General features: G+C 42.6%; 18 protein-coding genes. 14 read left to right on the forward strand and 4 right to left on the reverse strand.

Annotated elements, in window-relative coordinates:
- The first annotated feature begins 8 nt into the window (after positions 1–8).
- Genes E4S40_RS05100 through E4S40_RS05110 form a run of 3 tightly spaced genes read left to right on the forward strand, consistent with a single transcriptional unit; the run spans position 9 to position 2507 of the window.
- Positions 9–779: a phosphosulfolactate synthase gene (locus E4S40_RS05100; RefSeq protein WP_135071846.1), complete on the forward strand. Its 771-nt coding sequence runs from the start codon at positions 9–11 to the stop codon at positions 777–779.
- 55 nt (positions 780–834) lie between these two features.
- Entirely contained in the window at positions 835–1770 is a 936-nt protein-coding gene (locus E4S40_RS05105; RefSeq protein ID WP_135071848.1) for a DUF368 domain-containing protein, read from the forward strand.
- Positions 1767–2507: a shikimate dehydrogenase family protein gene (locus E4S40_RS05110; RefSeq protein WP_135071850.1), complete on the forward strand. Its 741-nt coding sequence runs from the start codon at positions 1767–1769 to the stop codon at positions 2505–2507. Before E4S40_RS05105 ends, E4S40_RS05110 begins: the two co-directional genes overlap by 4 nt.
- A gap of 4 nt (positions 2508–2511) precedes the next feature.
- Here the strand turns inward: E4S40_RS05110 and alr are convergent, their stop codons facing one another.
- On the reverse strand, positions 2512–3684 hold the full coding sequence (gene alr, locus E4S40_RS05115; RefSeq protein ID WP_135071852.1) for an alanine racemase: 1173 nt from the start codon (positions 3682–3684) through the stop codon (positions 2512–2514).
- 65 nt (positions 3685–3749) lie between these two features.
- Between alr and E4S40_RS05120 the strand changes: the two genes are divergently transcribed.
- Positions 3750–4352, forward strand: a complete 603-nt coding sequence (locus E4S40_RS05120) for a DNA-3-methyladenine glycosylase I (RefSeq protein WP_394345398.1) — start codon at positions 3750–3752, stop codon at positions 4350–4352.
- Here E4S40_RS05120 and E4S40_RS05125 read toward each other — a convergent pair.
- The 3 genes from E4S40_RS05125 to E4S40_RS05135 all read right to left on the reverse strand — a co-directional run bounded on the left by E4S40_RS05125 (position 4329) and on the right by E4S40_RS05135 (position 8449).
- Positions 4329–5867, reverse strand: a complete 1539-nt coding sequence (locus tag E4S40_RS05125; protein ID WP_135071856.1) for a sodium:proton antiporter — start codon at positions 5865–5867, stop codon at positions 4329–4331. The genes E4S40_RS05120 and E4S40_RS05125 overlap by 24 nt on opposite strands.
- Positions 5868–6052: 185 nt before the next feature.
- A complete protein-coding gene (locus E4S40_RS05130; protein ID WP_135071858.1) occupies positions 6053–7279 on the reverse strand; it encodes a Glu/Leu/Phe/Val dehydrogenase dimerization domain-containing protein in 1227 nt (408 codons plus the stop codon).
- A gap of 99 nt (positions 7280–7378) precedes the next feature.
- Positions 7379–8449, reverse strand: a complete 1071-nt coding sequence (locus E4S40_RS05135; protein ID WP_135071860.1) for an anhydro-N-acetylmuramic acid kinase — start codon at positions 8447–8449, stop codon at positions 7379–7381.
- Positions 8450–8548: 99 nt separating this feature from the next.
- On the opposite strand from E4S40_RS05135, the gene E4S40_RS05140 reads away from it, so the two are divergent.
- The 10 genes from E4S40_RS05140 to rsmI all read left to right on the forward strand — a co-directional run bounded on the left by E4S40_RS05140 (position 8549) and on the right by rsmI (position 17509).
- The gene (locus E4S40_RS05140) at positions 8549–9271 is read left to right on the forward strand and encodes a type III pantothenate kinase (RefSeq protein WP_135071862.1); all 723 of its coding nucleotides are present in this window, start codon (positions 8549–8551) and stop codon (positions 9269–9271) included.
- A complete protein-coding gene (locus tag E4S40_RS05145) occupies positions 9255–10538 on the forward strand; it encodes a hypothetical protein (protein ID WP_135071864.1) in 1284 nt (427 codons plus the stop codon). The genes E4S40_RS05140 and E4S40_RS05145 overlap by 17 nt, the downstream gene beginning before the upstream one ends.
- Positions 10539–10571: 33 nt before the next feature.
- On the forward strand, positions 10572–11876 hold the full coding sequence (locus E4S40_RS05150) for a tetratricopeptide repeat protein (RefSeq protein ID WP_135071866.1): 1305 nt from the start codon (positions 10572–10574) through the stop codon (positions 11874–11876).
- Between the two features lie 84 nt (positions 11877–11960).
- A complete protein-coding gene (gene lptC, locus E4S40_RS05155) occupies positions 11961–12503 on the forward strand; it encodes an LPS export ABC transporter periplasmic protein LptC (protein WP_237563134.1) in 543 nt (180 codons plus the stop codon).
- Positions 12500–12706: a hypothetical protein gene (locus E4S40_RS05160; RefSeq protein WP_135071868.1), complete on the forward strand. Its 207-nt coding sequence runs from the start codon at positions 12500–12502 to the stop codon at positions 12704–12706. The genes lptC and E4S40_RS05160 overlap by 4 nt, the downstream gene beginning before the upstream one ends.
- Before the next feature lie 3 nt (positions 12707–12709).
- Positions 12710–13990 (forward strand): hemolysin family protein, encoded by a 1281-nt coding sequence (locus E4S40_RS05165; protein ID WP_135071870.1) that lies wholly within the window; start codon positions 12710–12712, stop codon positions 13988–13990.
- 85 nt (positions 13991–14075) lie between these two features.
- Positions 14076–16184 (forward strand): peptidylprolyl isomerase, encoded by a 2109-nt coding sequence (locus tag E4S40_RS05170; RefSeq protein ID WP_135071872.1) that lies wholly within the window; start codon positions 14076–14078, stop codon positions 16182–16184.
- A 69-nt stretch (positions 16185–16253) separates the two neighbouring features.
- Positions 16254–16523: a DUF493 domain-containing protein gene (locus E4S40_RS05175; protein ID WP_135071874.1), complete on the forward strand. Its 270-nt coding sequence runs from the start codon at positions 16254–16256 to the stop codon at positions 16521–16523.
- 12 nt (positions 16524–16535) lie between these two features.
- Entirely contained in the window at positions 16536–16769 is a 234-nt protein-coding gene (locus E4S40_RS05180; RefSeq protein ID WP_135071876.1) for a 4a-hydroxytetrahydrobiopterin dehydratase, read from the forward strand.
- Positions 16766–17509 (forward strand): 16S rRNA (cytidine(1402)-2'-O)-methyltransferase, encoded by a 744-nt coding sequence (gene rsmI, locus E4S40_RS05185; RefSeq protein WP_135071878.1) that lies wholly within the window; start codon positions 16766–16768, stop codon positions 17507–17509. Before E4S40_RS05180 ends, rsmI begins: the two co-directional genes overlap by 4 nt.
- Positions 17510–17533 lie beyond the last annotated feature (24 nt).

Raw genomic sequence — 17533 nt, forward strand, 5'->3', positions numbered from 1 at the left:
TTCAATCAATGAATTATGTGCTAAAGAATCTTCCGGTACGGACTGAAAAGCCACGTGTATCGGGATTTACTATGGCCATGGACAAAGGTCTTAGCCTGCGAGCAGTTGAAGATTTTATGAGTTGCTGCTCAGATTATGTAGATATCGTCAAGTTAGGTTGGGCTACCTCCTACGTGACCAAAAATCTGAAAGAGAAAATCCAGATATATCGCGATGCAGGAGTTCCTGTTTATTTTGGAGGAACCCTCTTTGAAGCTTTCATCGTTCGGGATCAATTTGATGACTACCGAAGAGTCTTGGACAAATATAACCTCGAGCATTGTGAGGTTTCCGATGGATCGATTTCACTAAATCACGATAAAAAGTGTGAATACATTTCTACACTTTCCAAGCAAGTGACGGTACTTTCCGAGGTAGGTTCTAAGGATGCCGCGAAAATCATCCCTCCTTACAAATGGATTGAGCAAATGCAAACCGAATTGGATGCAGGTGCTTGGAAGGTAATCGGTGAAGCCCGCGAAGGAGGAAATGTGGGTTTATTTCGGGATTCCGGGGAGGTCAGACAGGGATTGGTTGAAGAGATTCTAACTCAGATTCCTGAAGAAAAAATCATCTGGGAAGCACCGATCAAATCCCAGCAGGTTTGGTTTATCAAACTCCTAGGTGCTAATGTCAATTTGGGTAATATCAGCCCCTCTGAAGTAATTCCTTTGGAAACAATCCGTCTTGGATTGAGAGGCGATACATTTGATCATTTCCTAGGCGAAATCAAACTTTAATCATTCTCTAAAAAGAATGGGCTGGCCGATCACATCGGTCAGCCTTTATTTTTCTATGCGAACTGTTAAAAAATATTTGCTTACCTATTTAAAAGGAATGGCCATGGGGGCGGCAGATATCGTTCCCGGAGTCTCAGGTGGTTCCATTGCCCTAATTACAGGGATTTATCAGCGATTGCTGAACAGTATCAATTCTTTCAACAAAGCAAACCTCTCTCATCTACTCAAAGGAGAACTGAAAAAGTTCTATAAATCCGTCAATGGGACCTTTCTGCTCAGCTTGTTATTGGGAATTCTCACTTCGATTTTCACGCTTTCCAAGCTTATCACCTACTTGATGGATGAGCACCCCATTCCCCTTTGGTCCTTTTTCTGCGGATTGATTTTGGTAAGTGCTTTTATCATTTTGAAGGAAATCAAACGATGGCACTTGGGAGTGATTCTTTCCCTCTTAATCGGGACTTTTCTGGCTTGGTGGGTGACCGAACTCCCTCCTACAAGTTCCCCAGATGCAATCTGGTTTACCTTTGTCGCGGGGGCTATAGCTATCTGCGCCATGATTCTTCCGGGAATCAGCGGAAGTTTTATTCTGCTGATTTTAGGAAAATATGAAAACATTCTAGCTGCTGTTTCTGAACGGGACTTTTTAACCCTTGCTGTTTTTGCTATGGGTTGCTTGGTAGGGATTTTATCATTCAGCCGTCTAATTTCCTGGTTGCTTCGAAAGTTTTACTCCACTACCATAGGCTTGCTTTCCGGCTTTATGCTTGGTTCGATCAACAAACTTTGGCCTTGGAAAATGGTAACTCAATACCGGATTTCTTCCTCAGGAGAGGAAAAACCATTCTTGACCGAAAACCTTTGGCCAGCAGAATACTTAGATCGAGTGGGACAAGAACCGAATTTGGGCTTGGCTATTGCAGGGTTTCTTGGAGGAATCATTTTGGTGTTAGGAATTGATTACTTGGCAGCAATCTGGAAGAAATCATGAGAAAGTTTGGATTGATCGGCTACCCGCTGGGGCATTCTTTTTCCAAAAAGTATTTCACGGAAAAATTTGAAAAGGAGCAGATCCTGGATTGTAGATTCGATATGTATGAGATCGAGCAGGCCGATCAACTCCCTGAAATTTTAAAAAGCAACCCCGAATTGGAGGGACTTTCGGTAACAATTCCCCACAAGCAAGCAGTCATTCCTTTGTTAGATGAATTAGATCCTGCCTGTGAAGCGATCGGAGCAGTCAATTGCATCCAAATCAAAGAAGGAAGACTGAAAGGTTATAACACGGACTATATCGGCTTCAAGGAATCATTAGAAGAATGGCTGGAAGAAAAACCTTCAGGGGCCTTGATTTTAGGCACAGGGGGAGCATCAAAAGCTGTAAAGAAGGCCCTTGAAGATTTAGAAATACGCTTTCAATTCGTTTCCAGATCAGCTTCTTCAAATTCCATATCTTATGAAGATTTGAAGAAACAGCCTGGTCTTTTAGAGCAAAGTCCCCTCATTATTAACTGCACTCCATTGGGTACCTTTCCTAAAACGGATGCCATGCCGGACATTCCTGTTGACAAGCTATGCTCTAAAAACCTCGTCTATGATTTGGTGTATAATCCAAGCATCACCAAACTCATGCAAGCTTGTTTGGATCGGGGAGGAAAAGCCAAAAATGGGTTGGAAATGCTGGAAAGACAGGCGGAAGCTGCCTGGAAAATCTGGAACTCCAAGTAAAAAATCAATCAATTATTTTTCGAGGGATATCCCGTGGAAGGCGAGTTAGTAATTCGTAATTGACCTGTTGGGTCGATTCGGAGAAACTGGCAACTGTTATCTCCTGCCTTCCTTGCCTCCCGATCATTACAACTTCATCTCCAACTTGGACCTGTTTTAGGCTAGTAATATCCACAGCGATGGCATTCATGGTAACTGTGCCCACTACTTGGCAATATTTCCCACCAATCAAAACTTGGCCAGAATTGCTTAATAGCCGACTATAGCCATGACCATAACCCACCGGTACAATCGCCAACATCATATCCTTTAAGGCCATGAAGCTATTTCCATAACCCACAAATTCTCCCATTTCCACTTTTTTCAAACTCATTACCTGACTTTTCCAAGTAATCAGCCGCTTCAGAGGGTTTTTGTTGTTTTTGGGAAGATCTTTTAGCTTGGCAAAGTACGTCTCCTTAGTTGGCCAAAAGCCATAACCCGCAATGCCAATCCGAACCATGTCCATGATGGTTTCGGGAAAAATCAACGTAGCTGCAGAACAGGCAGTATGATAGCGATTGAAAAAAAGGTTATTCTCTGAGAGGTAGTTTTTGAAGTCATAATAAACAGAAATCTGATTCTTTACCCGAACATAATTGCTCACACTTTCAGCTCCTGCATAATGCGTGCAAAGTCCTTCCAAAACCACCTGATCTTTACCCTTTTGCAAGACCTCCACCAACCTTTCCCTATCTTCCCACTCAAACCCTGTCCGATGAAATCCAGTCTCCAGCTCCACATGTATTTTAGCAGGAATTTCGATCCTGCTGGAAACTTCAATAGCCTTTTGTAATCGCTGAAAATCAAAAACATAAAAACTAATGTCAGCACGGATTAAATCTTCCAATTCCTCCTCATAGAGCATTCCCATAATCATGATTTCAGAATTTTTGATAGAATGCTTTTTCACCATCCAAGCCTCATCCGAACTAAAGGTGCTAAAATGCCGAATACCTGATTTTTCAGCTATTTGGACCATTTGAGCGATTCCATGGCCGTAGGCATTTCCTTTGACCACCGCAGAAATAGTAGGCTTTGGACCGATTTCAGAACGGATGTATCGGATATTTTGGCGATAGGCTTTGGCGCTGATTTCAAGTCGGGAAGTTGGGACAGGTGCAGGAAAATTTTGCATGTCAAAAAGTAAGGGCATATAGAGGGAAATCACAAACCTTTTCTACTTTTAATCAAATGAATGCTATGAAGTCTGAAGAAAACATAACACGCTGTCCCTGGTGCTTATCTTTTGAGAAGTATGTGCGATACCATGATGAAGAATGGGGAGTGCCCGTTTATGACGACAGAGTACATTTTGAATTTTTGGTTTTGGAAAGTGCTCAAGCAGGTTTGAGTTGGGCGACCATTCTCAAAAAGCGGGAGGGCTATCGAAAGGCTTTTGCTGATTTTGCCTACCAAATCGTGGCCGATTTTCCAGAAAGCTATGTGCAGGAATTATTACAAGAACCTGGAATTATCCGCAATGCCTTAAAAATCCGTGCAGCCATTAATAATGCTAAGCGATTCATGGAAGTTCAGGAAGAATTCGGTTCCTTTTCCAACTATATCTGGTCCTTTGTAGGAGGAAAGCCTATCCAAAACCAAATCCAAAGTATGAAAGAAGCTCCTGCCACTAGTACAGAATCCGATCGCTTAGCCAAAGACTTAAAAAAGCGAGGCTTCAAATTTTTGGGAAGCACTACCATTTACGCCCACATGCAGGCTACAGGCCTGGTGAATGATCACCTCGTCGGATGTCACCGATATGAAGCAGTCAAGAAATTAGGCGAAAGCAAAAAAGACTAGCCAAACGATAAATAGCAAGGGAAGTAATATCGGCAAGGAGAATCGGATGATGTATCCAAAGAAGGAAGGCATTCGGATTCCGCTTTGCTCCGCGATGGATTTTACCATGAAGTTTGGACCATTTCCGATATAGGTCATCGCTCCAAAGAATACAGAGGCAATCGCGATTGCCATTAATTCAAAAGCAGAATCATGGAATCCATCAGCAGCAAACTGTCTGACTTGCTCAATATTGTTGATAGAGGCTCCCTTGGATGCCATAGCCGCAGCTAGGAAGTTTAGGTAGGTAGGAGCATTATCCAAAAAGCCGGATAAGGTACCCGTTCCCCAATAAAGGGTATTGTGAGTAATTAAGGCAGCACCTTCAGGAGACTTGGCGAAATTTCCAACCAACTCCAAAGCAGGCATCATCGTGCCGAAGATCCCAATGAAGATAAAGGCAACCTCCCGAATGGGTTCGAAGTTGAATTCGTTTCCTTTGATCGCACGCTGATCTGCAAACTTGTAGGAAAGAAATGCTACCGATAGCATGATAATTTCCCGAATGAAGGAAAATTTCTGCCCATCATACTCTATTGCCGGAACCCATTCGATCACGTTTGGATCAAGGAATACAGAACAGATGACAATAAATAACCAACCAAAGTTTTTAGAGCCGATCAAGGAGAACTTGTTGGTATAAGTTGCTGTCTCCAATTCAGAATCATCGGCAGATCTGCCAAACTTACGATCGATAACATAAAAGACTGCAGCAAGTACCAACAATGCAAATACCCAAGCTGGCCAGTTATGTGTCAAAGTCCAGAAGAATGGAATTCCTTTCAGGAAACCTAGGAACAATGGTGGATCTCCGATAGGAGTCAAAGAACCGCCTACGTTACTCACCATGAAAATGAAGAAAATGATATGGTAAGCCTGAATATTTCCTTTATTCAATCGGATAAAAGGACGAATCAACAACATGGAAGCTCCTGTCGTACCGATCAAATTGGAAATCAAAGCACCTATTAATAGCAAACTTACATTAGCAAGTGGAGTTGCTTTCTTGTCGATTTCGATCAGAATCCCCCCTGAAGCAATATAAAGGGAAGCCAAAAGAGCAATAAACTGCACATATTCCGCCAAGGCATGAACAGGTCCGTGCACATTATCCAAGACAAAGAGGTAATATAAAACAACTAGCAAGGCAAATGCTACTGCAATCTTGGGATAGTTATGATGCCAAAAATGCTCATAGAATAAGGGTCCTGTGGCAATCATCAGCAATAAAGCCACAAATGGAATCACCAACCATCCAGGAGGAGAATGATGCGCTTCTCCTTCTCCGTGCTCTCCTGCTACAGTTTCTCCATGAGAAGAATCTTGGGAATGGTTTGCTTCATCAGATTCCTGATGATCTTGGTCAGCAAGCATTTCCATGGCAATAGGCTCCTTTGCATAGCTTTCTACGGCCATGAATCCTTGAAAAAATAATATTCCGAAAAGTAGGGTGACTACTGGTATAAAATTCTTCATTTTTTGCTTCTAGGTGTGCTGCGTTCGATTTTGGATAAAATTAAGCAAAATATTTATTGACTAATCTATCCTCCTGAGCTTCGCTAAGCTACTGATTTTGCCGGAATTCGCCCAATTCAGAATGGAGAAAGCTCGGCGGAATTAACCAAAAATTAATGCCAACCGAGCTTTCTGAAAGCATACTTTTACACGAGTTGAGCCAAAGCTATTTTAAAGGAGCTTTCAACTAGTTTGGTTTTTTCTGGATTTTCCTGATACGTCTTTCGAAGAGCATTCCCAATCGTCTGACTGACATCCGAGAAAATCGCCTCATCGGTCACTTCCGCCTGCTCACTCATTAAGTAGGCAAAAACCCTTGCCATACCACAATTTGCTATAAAGTCAGGGATAACCGCAACTTGCCCATCTGTCCAAGCAGCAATCGGTCCGAAGAAAATCTCAGGGTCGGCAAAAGGAACATTCGCCCCACAAGAAATCACCTCCAAGCCTGCTTTGATCATTCGGTCAGATTGATCCTTGGTGATCAATCGGGAAGCAGCAGCCGGAATGAAAATTTCACTCTCCAAATCCCAGATCTTTTCATTGATTTCTTCGAAAGACATCAAATTATCCGCTACTAATTGATTTCCCTTTCGGTTCACGAATAACTCTCTGACTTCATCCAGGGTATAGCCTTCAGGATTTATTAAGCCTCCATTTTTATCAATGATCCCGACGATTTTTACGCCTTCCACTGCCAAAAAGCAAGCTGCTGCTGAACCTACATTGCCCCATCCTTGGATGACAGCACGCTTTCCTTTGATATTTCCACCCCAAATTTCATAATAATGCCGAACAGCCTCTGCTACACCATAACCGGTGATCATATCGGCAACCGTGTACTTTTTCGGACCATTAGGCGTGTATTTTGGATCCTCCAGAACTTTGGAAACCCCCTGTCGAAGCTGACCGATTTTTCGGATTTTTTCAGGTTCAGTGGCATGAAAATGCCCATTCACAATTCCTTCCTGGGGATGCCAAATCCCGTAAGATTCCGTAATGGGAATTACCTCATGGATTTCGTCTACGTTTAGGTCTCCACCTGTTCCGTAATAGTTTTTCAATAAAGGAGTTACGGCCTTGTACCAACGTTTCAGAACTTCCTCTTTTCTCGGGTCGTTGGGGTCGAAATTAATTCCTGATTTAGCGCCACCGATGGCAGGACCTGAAACCGTAAATTTCACCTCCATGGTTTTGGCCAAGGATTCCACTTCTCGCTTGTCTAGCCCTTTTCGCATCCGGGTTCCTCCACCTGCAGCCCCTCCACGCAGGGAGTTGATTACTACCCAGCCCTCAGCTTCAGATTCTGAGTCGGACCATTCAAAAATGATTTCAGGCTTTTTATTTTCAAACCTTTTCAGTAGCTCTTGCATGTTTTTTTGGGTTTATATCTGTGGCGCAAAAATAGAAAATTATCCAGCCTGACCCAGAAAAAATCCATGAGGGGAATTCACACCCTTCCAAATTCAAAATCAGCCATAAATCACTCCGGAACAGGAATCTTTATCGGCACCAGTAACATCGGAAAGCACATTGTCTATTCCTAAAATCCGCAGATAACCCAAAAAAGCAAAAATCAAGGCCTCCTTAAATTCTATTATAGTGGAAGAAACCTCAGCCTTCTCCCAATTAGATTCAAGGTAAAAGTCTAACCTAGAAATAAAGAATTCATGATAAGCTCCCCCGCCAGTAATTAAAACCCGAGGACACGTATTGGTCGAATGGCGATGAATAACTTGACTGATTTGAATGGCATAATGCTCAACGAGGGTTGCCAAAATATCTTTTTCATCCAGATCCGAATTTTCCAGCAATGGAAAAAAATCATTTTCCATGTCTTCTCTTCCCAAAGATTTGGCTCCAACTCGTTTGTAATAAGATAAATTATTGAGTTGGTTTAGTAAATCATTATTCACTTTTCCTTCGGAGGCCCACTTCCCCCCATCATCATAGGGAGCTCCGAGCTTTTGTGCAAAAGGATTGAGCAATAGGTTGAAAGGACAAGTATCAAAGGCCAAGCGCTTTCCATTTTCTTCCATGGAAATATTAGCTATCCCCCCCAGATTCAGACAAAAATCCATATCTGCAAAAAGTAATCGATCCCCTATCGGTACCAAGGGAGCTCCCTGACCTCCAAGTTGAACATCCAACATGCGGAAATCATTGACCACCTTGAATCCACTCTGCTTATGCAAAGCCCAACCATTCCCGATTTGGAGGCTGTATCCTTTTGAAGGTTGGTGAAAAACGGTATGTCCATGGGAACATACTGCCAATGGTCTCAGACTTTTTTGCTCACAAAAATCCCGCACCTGCTTTCCCATCCAAGCCCCGAAATCCACATCCAATTGGGTCAATTGCTCGGATGAAAGTAGATGGGAGTTTTGAAGTAATACACCAAGCTCTTTGGGAAAAGGCACGGTCAAAGCATGGAGAATTTTAAATGACCATTGGTCTCCTTTTTCAAATCGGCAATAAGCGATATCCAATCCATCACCGGAAGTACCGGACATCAAACCGATTAATTCCGCAGAATTCTCCATGGGTTAATGTTTGTTAAGTTAAATGAGGATTAAAGATAATTTTAGAAAAGATAAAAAGTAGGCTTTTTTGAATTGGTTATTTTGCAGGCCTTTTGTCACATGAAAAACTTAATCATCGACATCGGTAATACCCGCATCAAATCTGCTCTTTTCGAAGAGGATGAATTGATTTGGGAAAAATCCTTTCAGGAACTCGCTGAAGGAAAGTCCCTATGGGAAGAAATAGCCTTTGATGCTTGCCTGATTTCTTCCGTTCGATGGACGAGAGAAGAACTACAGCAAGGGCTGACCTTTTCCTTCCATTTTTTGGAATGGAATACTCCGCTTCCCATTATCAATGGCTATGGTACTCCACAAACCCTTGGTTTGGATAGAATCGCGGCGGCTGTTGGAGCTTGGAATTTGGCGGGTGGAAAAGCAGTGTTGGCGATTGATTTGGGCAGCTGCATGACTTTCGAATTGGTCGATCCGGAAGCTGTTTATAGAGGTGGAGCCATTAGCCCGGGGATGCGGATGCGAGCGAGAGCCATGCATGAATTTACCGCGAGACTTCCCTTGGTGTCGGTGGAGGAGAAACCGGGTTCACCCATAGGAACAAGTACCTTAGAAGGAATGAAAGCAGGGATTTGGTATGGAATGGCTCATGAAATAGAGGGTCATATTGCCGGACTAAAGCAGAAATTCCCGGATTTACAGGTATTTATTTGTGGGGGTGATGCCCAATCTTTTGAATCATTGGCAAAAGACCACATATTTGTAGTCCCAAATTTGGTCCTACGAGGATTGAATTGCATTCTAAACCACAATGTTAAACAGATTTAAATGGCATTTGCTGGGTGTTTGCTGCACCCTTTTCTTGTTTAGAGAGGTACAGGCTCAGTCCAGTGCATCTACCTATTCCGCTTTGGGAATCGGGGAATTCAACTACTCCGGATTGACCCATAATCAAGGAACAGGAGGTTTGGGAATCAGTTTTGGAACCGGATGGAATCCAAATGTGGTGAACCCAGCCCTACAGACAAGAAATACAATTTTTAATTTCCAAGCTGCACTCAATTACAAACGCATCAACGCAAACAACGGAACCGAAACCTCTAATGTAGACGGGGGAGGACTTTCTTACATTGCGATGTCTTTGCCGTTCAAGCCTACCAAGTTTACGATGGGTATGGGTTTGAATCAGCTTACCTCCGTTAATTATGATTTAGAAATCACAAGTCGGGTGGCAGGCACACAGCTCAACAGCTTCAATACCATCACCGGAGACGGGGGAATTTCTGAAGCCTATATTAGTGGAGGCTTTTTGCTAGCAAAAAATCTAAGCATCGGAGTTCATGGATCCTACCTTTTCGGATCGACCATCCGGACCAATCAACTGGCGATTTATGACTCCCTAGGTACTCAAGTCGGCAACTCTTCCGAATTTTATGAAAGATTAACAATCAGTGATGTTGGTCTAAAATTAGGTGCCCACTACTATTTCCGCCTAAACGAAAAGACCAACCTTCATCTCGGTGCCATTTATCAGACTTTAGGGGATGTCCGTGGAAAAGCTTTTGCCAAACTGGCTTCATTTGGGGAAGCTAGCGACCCAGATACGCCGGGTGACCTACTCGCCAATGACGAGAAGGGAAGTGTTTATATACCAAATCGTTACGGATTTGGGATAAGTTATGAAAGATTGAATAAATTTGTGATTGGCTTGGAAGGTCAGTATCAAGACTTTACCGGATTCCGATCCTTCTTGGGTGATCCTTTGAATCTTAGTGAAGCGATAAAAGTAGGCCTTGGGTTTGAAATTGTGCCGGATTATCTGTCAGTTGACAACCTAGCCAAACGATCCACTTACCGGGTAGGGGTGGAGTTTCAGCAAACTCCCTACTATCTGAACCAGACTTCAATCAATGACCTTGGCATTAACTTTGGAACCTCATTTCGTGTTAATCAATTATCCTTGCTCAACCTGGCATTCAAAGTGGGACGCCGAGGTACCTTGGAGCAAGGACTGGTCAGAGAGACTTATGTGAATTTCTCACTTGGGTTCTCACTGAATGATAACACTTGGTTCTACAAGCGTGTATTTGAATAAGTACTATTAAACCGAATAAAACCAACAGAAACCATGAAAATTAAATCAACCCTTCTGGGGCTTTCAGCCTTACTCCTGGCAGGCATGGTGCAGGCCCAGGATGGATGGAACTGGCCCGCAGATTCTGAGCAAGAAGCTAAAGCGCGTGAACTCAATGCCGCTTACACAGACTACATGAAGTCTGAGCAGTTTGTAGAAGCGACTAAGCCTCTCAACTGGCTATTAGTAAATGTCCCTGAGCTCAACGAGTCCATCTATATCAATGGGGTGACGGTATACAAAGGGGCTGCTGATGCTGCTGCTGACGAAGCCCAAAAGCGCGTCTACCAAGATTCCGTGATGTTGATTTATGACAAGCGGGACGAAATCTATGACAACGCGTCCAAGTGGATAGAAAATAAGGCCTATTTCGGCTATGGATTTTACAAAGGAACCAAGGAAAAATTGGGCGATGTAGTTGCGGACTTCGAAAGAGCAATCGAATTGAACGGTGAGCTGTCTTTGGTTGACCTTTATTCTGCTTATTTCGATGCAGTATATCGACACAATGCTTACAACAAAGCCTATCAGCCAGAAGAGGTCTTAGCTATCTATGATAAAATCCAGGATCATCTAGATAAAGCTGCTGCTGAAGGAAAGGACGTTTCCAGACCAAAGAGCACTACTGAGACTATTTTGGTGGCTATGAAGTTGATCGATTGTGACTTCATCGAAAATACCATGGGTCCAAAATTGGCCGCTGATCCTACCAATGAAACATTGGCAAATCAGATTTTCAAGTATTCTGTTCAATACAAGTGTTTCTCTTCTAATGCATTCTTGGCTGCTTTGGAGCTAATCGACTCCAAAAATCCAACCTACTCTACTTCTCAAGTACGAGCTATGCGTTACATCCAAGAGCAGGACTATGAAAAAGCACAGCCAGTTTTGGAAAAGGCTTTGACCTTAGCCGAAAATGATGCTCAGAAAGCTGAAATTCACATGGAATTGGCGAAGGTTCATGCAAACCTTGGAAGAAAATCATCCGCTAGAAATGAAGCTAAAGAGGCTGCGGCACTTAGCGAAGAATTCGTAAAAGACGCTTACACCTTGATTGCTGGTCTTTACATGAACTCCTTCAACGATTGTAGAGGTGGACAGTCTCGTGCAAAAGACTATTCAATCTATATTGCAGCTTATAATGCTTATCAGCGTGCTGGTGATTCTCAAGGAATGGCTTCAGCTAGATCTCGATTCCCTTCCAAAGAGGAACTCTTTACTGAAGGATTGCAAGCTGGTCAGACTATGAACACTGGATGCTGGATTGGAGAAACAGTAACCCTCGCTACCAGAGATTAATATCACCCAACCATATTTAAAGGCAGTCTTCGGGCTGCCTTTTTTTGTTGGAACTCATCTAGGCTTTTCCCGTATCTTTGTGCTGTGAATAGAATAATTGTTTTTGTATTACTTCTTTTTAGCTGGGCTACTACTTCCTGCAGGGAGGATGTGGATGCTAAAGCACTACAGGTCTATGAGGGCCCCGTTAACATAGCTTCCAATATCCATGTAGTTCAATCCGACTCTGCTATAATCCGATCCGAAATCAGAGCTCCCAAGCAATATGAGTATCTGGAAGGAGACATGGAGTTTCCTGAAGGTGTGGAAATCCAATTCTATGAAAAAGACGGAACCCTAAGTACAACTTTACGAGCGGATAAGGGCTATTTTAACAAAAAGGATAATCTTTATCGAGGTGTTGGAGATGTGCAAGTAATCAATATGCTGGAGGACCAAAGTTTACAGGCTGAAGAGTTGTATTGGGACCCAACAAAAAAGATTATTTATACGGAAACATTCGTAACGGTACGAGATAAGCAAACCCTTTTCAACGGAACAGGAATGGTAGCCGATGAAAGCTTTACTAATTACACGCTAAAAAATGTCCGGGATAGCCGCACGCTTCTTCCCGGTGAAGGCTTATGAAACTTGCAGACGTTTTAATTCTTTCCCTTGCTTTGGCTTTGATAATCATAGGCATCCACCAAACGCTAACGGTTGGTATTGGCTTCTCTTATACCATTTTTATGTTTGCGGTAGCCTTGCTATTTTGGTTTCAATATCGAAAAACTAAGCGGGCAGAAGAGAATGAAAATTCAGCTCCAAAAAGCAAAAAGAATAAGCGATAGGCTATGGAAACAAGCTACTTGATTTACGTTATCATTACCCTGCTGTTTTCGGCCCTATTCTCAGGAATAGAAATCGCCTACATTTCTGCCAACAAACTCCAAATTGAACTTCAGAGTAAGCAAGGTGCTTTAAGCGGAAAAATCCTGAGCAGCTTCGTGCAACGCCCCGGTCAATTCATTGGGACCACCCTAATGGGAAACACCATTTCCTTGGTGCTTTACGGTACTTTTATGGCCTTTCTCTTGGAAGAACCCCTTGCAAATTGGCTTCCGGAAGGTTTTAATCAAGAAGGGGTAGTCCTCATTTTACAAACCCTCATCTCCACTTTGATTGTCTTAGTGACTGCTGAATTTTTGCCAAAAAGTGTCTTCATGCTTAACCCCAACAGGATGCTTCACTTTTTTGCAGTTCCTTTTCTGATGATTTACTACGTGATGTATCCGGTGGTTTGGGCAGTAGTAGGTCTTTCCCGATTTTTCATCACCAAAGTTTTACGTCTCGAATACAGTGAAGACAAACCGGTTTTTACCGTAACGGACTTAAACAGCTTTATCCAAAACCATCTTTACCAAGACCGCTCAGAAGGTAATGCGGAGATTGACACCAAGATTTTTGACAATGCGGTAGAATTCAAAACTATTCGCGTAAGGGAATGTATGATTCCTCGAACTGATATTGTTGCTGTTGAAGTAGAGGACACGGTCGAAGAACTGAAAGAGGTTTTTGCTGAAAGTGGCCATTCCAAAATCATTGTTTATCGAGAAACCATTGATGATGTAATCGGCTATTGCCATCAGCTGGAGCTTTTCAAAAAACCTAAGACCATTGAAGAAATCCTCACTCCCATCATTATTGTGCCTGAATCAGCATTGGCGAATGAATTATTAATCCAATTTATTCAAGAGCGAAAAAGCTTGGCTTTGGTAGTAGATGAATTTGGCGGAACCAGCGGAATTGTGTCTATGGAAGATATTATTGAGGAAATTTTCGGGGAAATCGAGGATGAGTACGATAGCGATGATTTGATCGAACAAAAAATCTCCGATCAGGAATATTTGCTGAGTGCCCGACATGAAATTGATTATTTGAATGATAAATATGAGTGGAATCTTCCTGTTGGAGACTATGAAACCCTCTCGGGGTTGATTTTATCCTACACCGAAAATCTTCCAAAAAAAGGGGAGTCCGTGACAATAGGCCCCTTTACTTTTACAATCGTCTCCAAACAAGAGCATCGCATCGACTCTCTACGCCTGAAAATCAACCCATCTACAACTTTTTAGATAAGGCTTTGATTCAGAATATATTTTGAAAATCGTTCGCAATGCTATTATTTTGCGTCTCTTCTAAAAAAGTGTACTAAATCTAATGGCGTTAATTAAAGAAATAAGACAGCGGACAGGTCTCGCAATCGGTGTAATTGCCGGCGGGTTGATTCTATTCCTTTTGGGTGGGGATTTGCTAAGTCCTAACTCCACTTTATTGGGATCAAACAACCCTGTAGTGGGTGAAATTGCTGGTGAAGAAATCACCTACCAAGAGTATGTTGATAAGGTGGAAGAATTCCGCATTGCTTATCAGCAGCGAACTGGAAGAGCTCCTTCTGAAGTGGAAATGTTTACCGTTCGGGAGCAGGCTTGGCAGGCCATGATCGTTGAAAAAGTATTCGACGAAGAATACGAAAAGCTGGGAATGACCATCTCTCCAGAGGAATTGGTGGATATGGTACAGGGTAAAAACATCGTCCCTGAACTCAGACAGCAATTGATCAACCCACAAACCGGTCTGTTTGACAAAACCCAGTTGATTGCATTTCTTCAGTCATTGGAGACCGCTGACCCAGCTCAGCAGGCTTTCTGGGCTCAACAGGAACAACTTTTCGCAGAGTCTCGCCTTCGAATCAAGTATGACAACTTACTGTCTACTTCTGAGTATGCTACTTCTGCAGAAGGCAAAATGGAATACAAAGCAGCAAATACCATTGCTGAAGCCTCTATCCTTTTCGTGCCTTACTATGCTATTCCAGACACTGCTATTTCAGTTAGTGAATCTGAGATGGAAGCATATCTAAGAGATAATAAGGAGAAATTCCAAACCGGAAATACTGCAAACATTGAATATGTAAACTTCTCTATTCTTCCTAGCAGTGCTGACTCTGCTGCTGTGATTGAGGAAATCACTCAATTGACAGAAGAATTGAAAAATGCCGACAATGACTCTGTTTTTGTAAACAGAAACTCTGACTTACGTCCTGCATTTTACACTTTCCGCCCTGGAGATGAGTTTCCGGAGGATTTGACTCGAAATGTATCTGAATTTGTGGAAGGCGAAACTTATGGTCCTTTCGTCACTGCGAATTCTACTTATATCAGCTTCAAAGTTTCTGACAAATACGAAGGAACTCCTCGCATGAGAGCTTCTCACATTTTGTTTAGCACAGAAGGTTTGGCCGATGCTGCTAAGGCCGATGTAAAAGCGCAGGCAGAAGAAGTTCTTCAGGACTTAAAAAACGGTGGTGATTTCGCTACTGCTGCTCGTAATTACGGTCAGGATGGAACTTCACAAACTGGTGGTGATTTGGGATGGTTTGCTAAAGAAGAATTTGTGGACGAATTCGCAGAAGCTACCTATGCACGAAGAACAACTGGTTTGTTGCCAAATTTGGTAGAAACCGAATATGGATACCACATCATTGAAGTAACTGACCTTCCTAAAACCGAGTACACCAAAATCGCAGTACTTCAGAAAGAATTGATCGCTTCTGATGCTACTAGAAATGAAGCATTCAGAAATGCTGATTCTTTCGCTGCTGAGTCCGGTAACAGAAATGAGTTCACTGAAAATGCTGTAGACCAAAATTACCGAGTACTTCAAGCAAACAATGTAGATGCTACATCCAGAAACCTAAACAATCTTCAAAATGCCCGCGAAATTATCCGATGGGCTTTTGCTGAGGCTACTGAAGGTGAAGTTTCTCCAGTATTCGAATTAGAAAACGCTTACATCGTAGCGACTTTGGTGAGTAAGAAAGAAGAAGAAGAGACTACCTTGGCAGATGTAAGAGATCAAGTGGAAGGTCAAGTTCGAAATGACAAGAAGGCTGCCTTGATTATGGAAGCACTTGCTGGAAAGAGCACTTTGGAGGAGATGAAAGCTGTCTATGGTGATGATGCTTCCCTGAACGAAATTCCTGACTTGAAATTGAGCTCTTCAGTAATTCCTGGAATCGGATTTGCGCCTAAGGCTGTGGGAGCGATTTTTGGACTTTCTGAAGGAGGAATTACCAAGCCTATTCAAGAAGACATTGGAATCATTGTTGGTAAATTGAATACGCTAACTCCAGCGGCAGATATTGCTGATTACACCATTTATCAGGCACAGCTGGCTCAAAGCGGTGCGCAACGGGTTTCTTATCAAGTCATGATGGCGCTGGAAGATCTCGCAGATGTCAAGGACTACCGATACAAATACTTCTAAACAACCAAATTGGAACCCATGTCACTCGGCATGGGTTTCTTTTTAGAATTAAAATTCGAAAGGTAGAAAATGTTACAGAAGCCCTTTAGCAAAGAGACTTTCAAAGAAAAGCTCGAGGCACATGGAGAATTTCCCATGCTTTATATGTTTAAATTCATTGTCCCGAATGGACGGGAAAATGAAATAGGTGCGATCTTCCCAAAAAATGAGATGAGCCTAAAAGCAAGCTCTGGAGGAAAATACGTGAGCACCACGATTCAAGTGATGGTACACAGTGCCGATGAAATCATCAATTACTATGAAAAAGCCTCTTCCATAGAGGGAGTAATTTCACTTTAAAATTTCTAGCTGATGTGGAAAGAAGAAAATAATCGACTCAAAAAAACCTTTACCTTCAAGGATTTCCAAGAGGCATTTGCCTTCATGACTCGAGTGGCCTTTTTGGCAGAAGCTCAGCAGCATCATCCTAATTGGAGTAATGTGTATAATACAGTTGAGATCGAACTGACTACACATGATGCGGGAAATACGGTAACTGAAAAAGATCATCAACTAGCAAAAGCTATCGATGCTATCCTAGCATGAGCGAATCACTTCCCATCAGTTTGTATCTGGTTCCAACACCGATTGGAAATCTCAAGGACATCACCCTTCGGGCCCTAGAGATCCTCCAATCGGTGGATGTGATCTTAGCCGAAGATACACGAACCACGGGAATGCTGCTCAAGCATCTTGAAATTTCCAATTCCCTTCAATCCTACCATATTTTCAACGAACACAAAGCTGTGGAAAAGTTGGTAGAGCGAATGAGGAGAGGAGAAGTTTTTGCTCTGGTTTCAGATGCTGGGACGCCAGCAATCTCAGACCCCGGATTCCTACTGGTGAGAGAAGTAATAGCGGCTGGATTAGCGGTTCAAAGTCTTCCTGGCCCTACTGCTTTTGTGCCAGCATTGGTCAATTCAGGTTTACCTAACGACCGATTCGTCTTTGAAGGATTTCTTCCACATAAAAAAGGCCGTAAAACCCGGATTGATTCCTTGGTGGATGAACCTAGGACGATGGTTTTTTATGAATCTCCTCATCGCTTAATCAAGACCTTAGAGCAGCTTGCGGAAGCTTTTGGTGCGGACAGACAAGCCTGTGTTTCTCGTGAATTGACAAAAATCCACGAGGAAAATGTCCGAGGAACCTTAGAAGAGTTGATCGCTTATTATGAGACAAATCCATTGAAAGGGGAAATAGTACTCACTGTTGCCGGCAAACCTGAAAGGAAGGAATCAAGAGAAGAAAAACAGGAAAAACGATCTAAAAAATATCGGGATTGAGACCCCACATCTTTTTCCACCCTT

The sequence above is a fragment of the Algoriphagus kandeliae genome (genome assembly GCF_004571135.1).
Lineage (GTDB): Bacteria > Bacteroidota > Bacteroidia > Cytophagales > Cyclobacteriaceae > Algoriphagus > Algoriphagus kandeliae.

Coding starts and splice junctions, on each gene's coding strand:
- E4S40_RS05165 (WP_135071870.1), top strand. CDS start 12,710: ATGGAAACAAGCTACTTGATTTACGTTATCATTACCCTGCTGTTTTCG.
- E4S40_RS05140 (WP_135071862.1), top strand. CDS start 8,549: ATGAAAAACTTAATCATCGACATCGGTAATACCCGCATCAAATCTGCT.
- E4S40_RS05150 (WP_135071866.1), top strand. CDS start 10,572: ATGAAAATTAAATCAACCCTTCTGGGGCTTTCAGCCTTACTCCTGGCA.
- E4S40_RS05170 (WP_135071872.1), top strand. CDS start 14,076: ATGGCGTTAATTAAAGAAATAAGACAGCGGACAGGTCTCGCAATCGGT.
- E4S40_RS05125 (WP_135071856.1), bottom strand. CDS start 5,867: ATGAAGAATTTTATACCAGTAGTCACCCTACTTTTCGGAATATTATTT.
- rsmI (WP_135071878.1), top strand. CDS start 16,766: ATGAGCGAATCACTTCCCATCAGTTTGTATCTGGTTCCAACACCGATT.
- E4S40_RS05105 (WP_135071848.1), top strand. CDS start 835: ATGCGAACTGTTAAAAAATATTTGCTTACCTATTTAAAAGGAATGGCC.
- E4S40_RS05180 (WP_135071876.1), top strand. CDS start 16,536: ATGTGGAAAGAAGAAAATAATCGACTCAAAAAAACCTTTACCTTCAAG.
- E4S40_RS05160 (WP_135071868.1), top strand. CDS start 12,500: ATGAAACTTGCAGACGTTTTAATTCTTTCCCTTGCTTTGGCTTTGATA.
- E4S40_RS05145 (WP_135071864.1), top strand. CDS start 9,255: ATGTTAAACAGATTTAAATGGCATTTGCTGGGTGTTTGCTGCACCCTT.
- E4S40_RS05110 (WP_135071850.1), top strand. CDS start 1,767: ATGAGAAAGTTTGGATTGATCGGCTACCCGCTGGGGCATTCTTTTTCC.
- E4S40_RS05100 (WP_135071846.1), top strand. CDS start 9: ATGAATTATGTGCTAAAGAATCTTCCGGTACGGACTGAAAAGCCACGT.
- E4S40_RS05120 (WP_394345398.1), top strand. CDS start 3,750: ATGAAGTCTGAAGAAAACATAACACGCTGTCCCTGGTGCTTATCTTTT.
- alr (WP_135071852.1), bottom strand. CDS start 3,684: ATGCAAAATTTTCCTGCACCTGTCCCAACTTCCCGACTTGAAATCAGC.
- E4S40_RS05130 (WP_135071858.1), bottom strand. CDS start 7,279: ATGCAAGAGCTACTGAAAAGGTTTGAAAATAAAAAGCCTGAAATCATT.
- E4S40_RS05135 (WP_135071860.1), bottom strand. CDS start 8,449: ATGGAGAATTCTGCGGAATTAATCGGTTTGATGTCCGGTACTTCCGGT.
- E4S40_RS05175 (WP_135071874.1), top strand. CDS start 16,254: ATGTTACAGAAGCCCTTTAGCAAAGAGACTTTCAAAGAAAAGCTCGAG.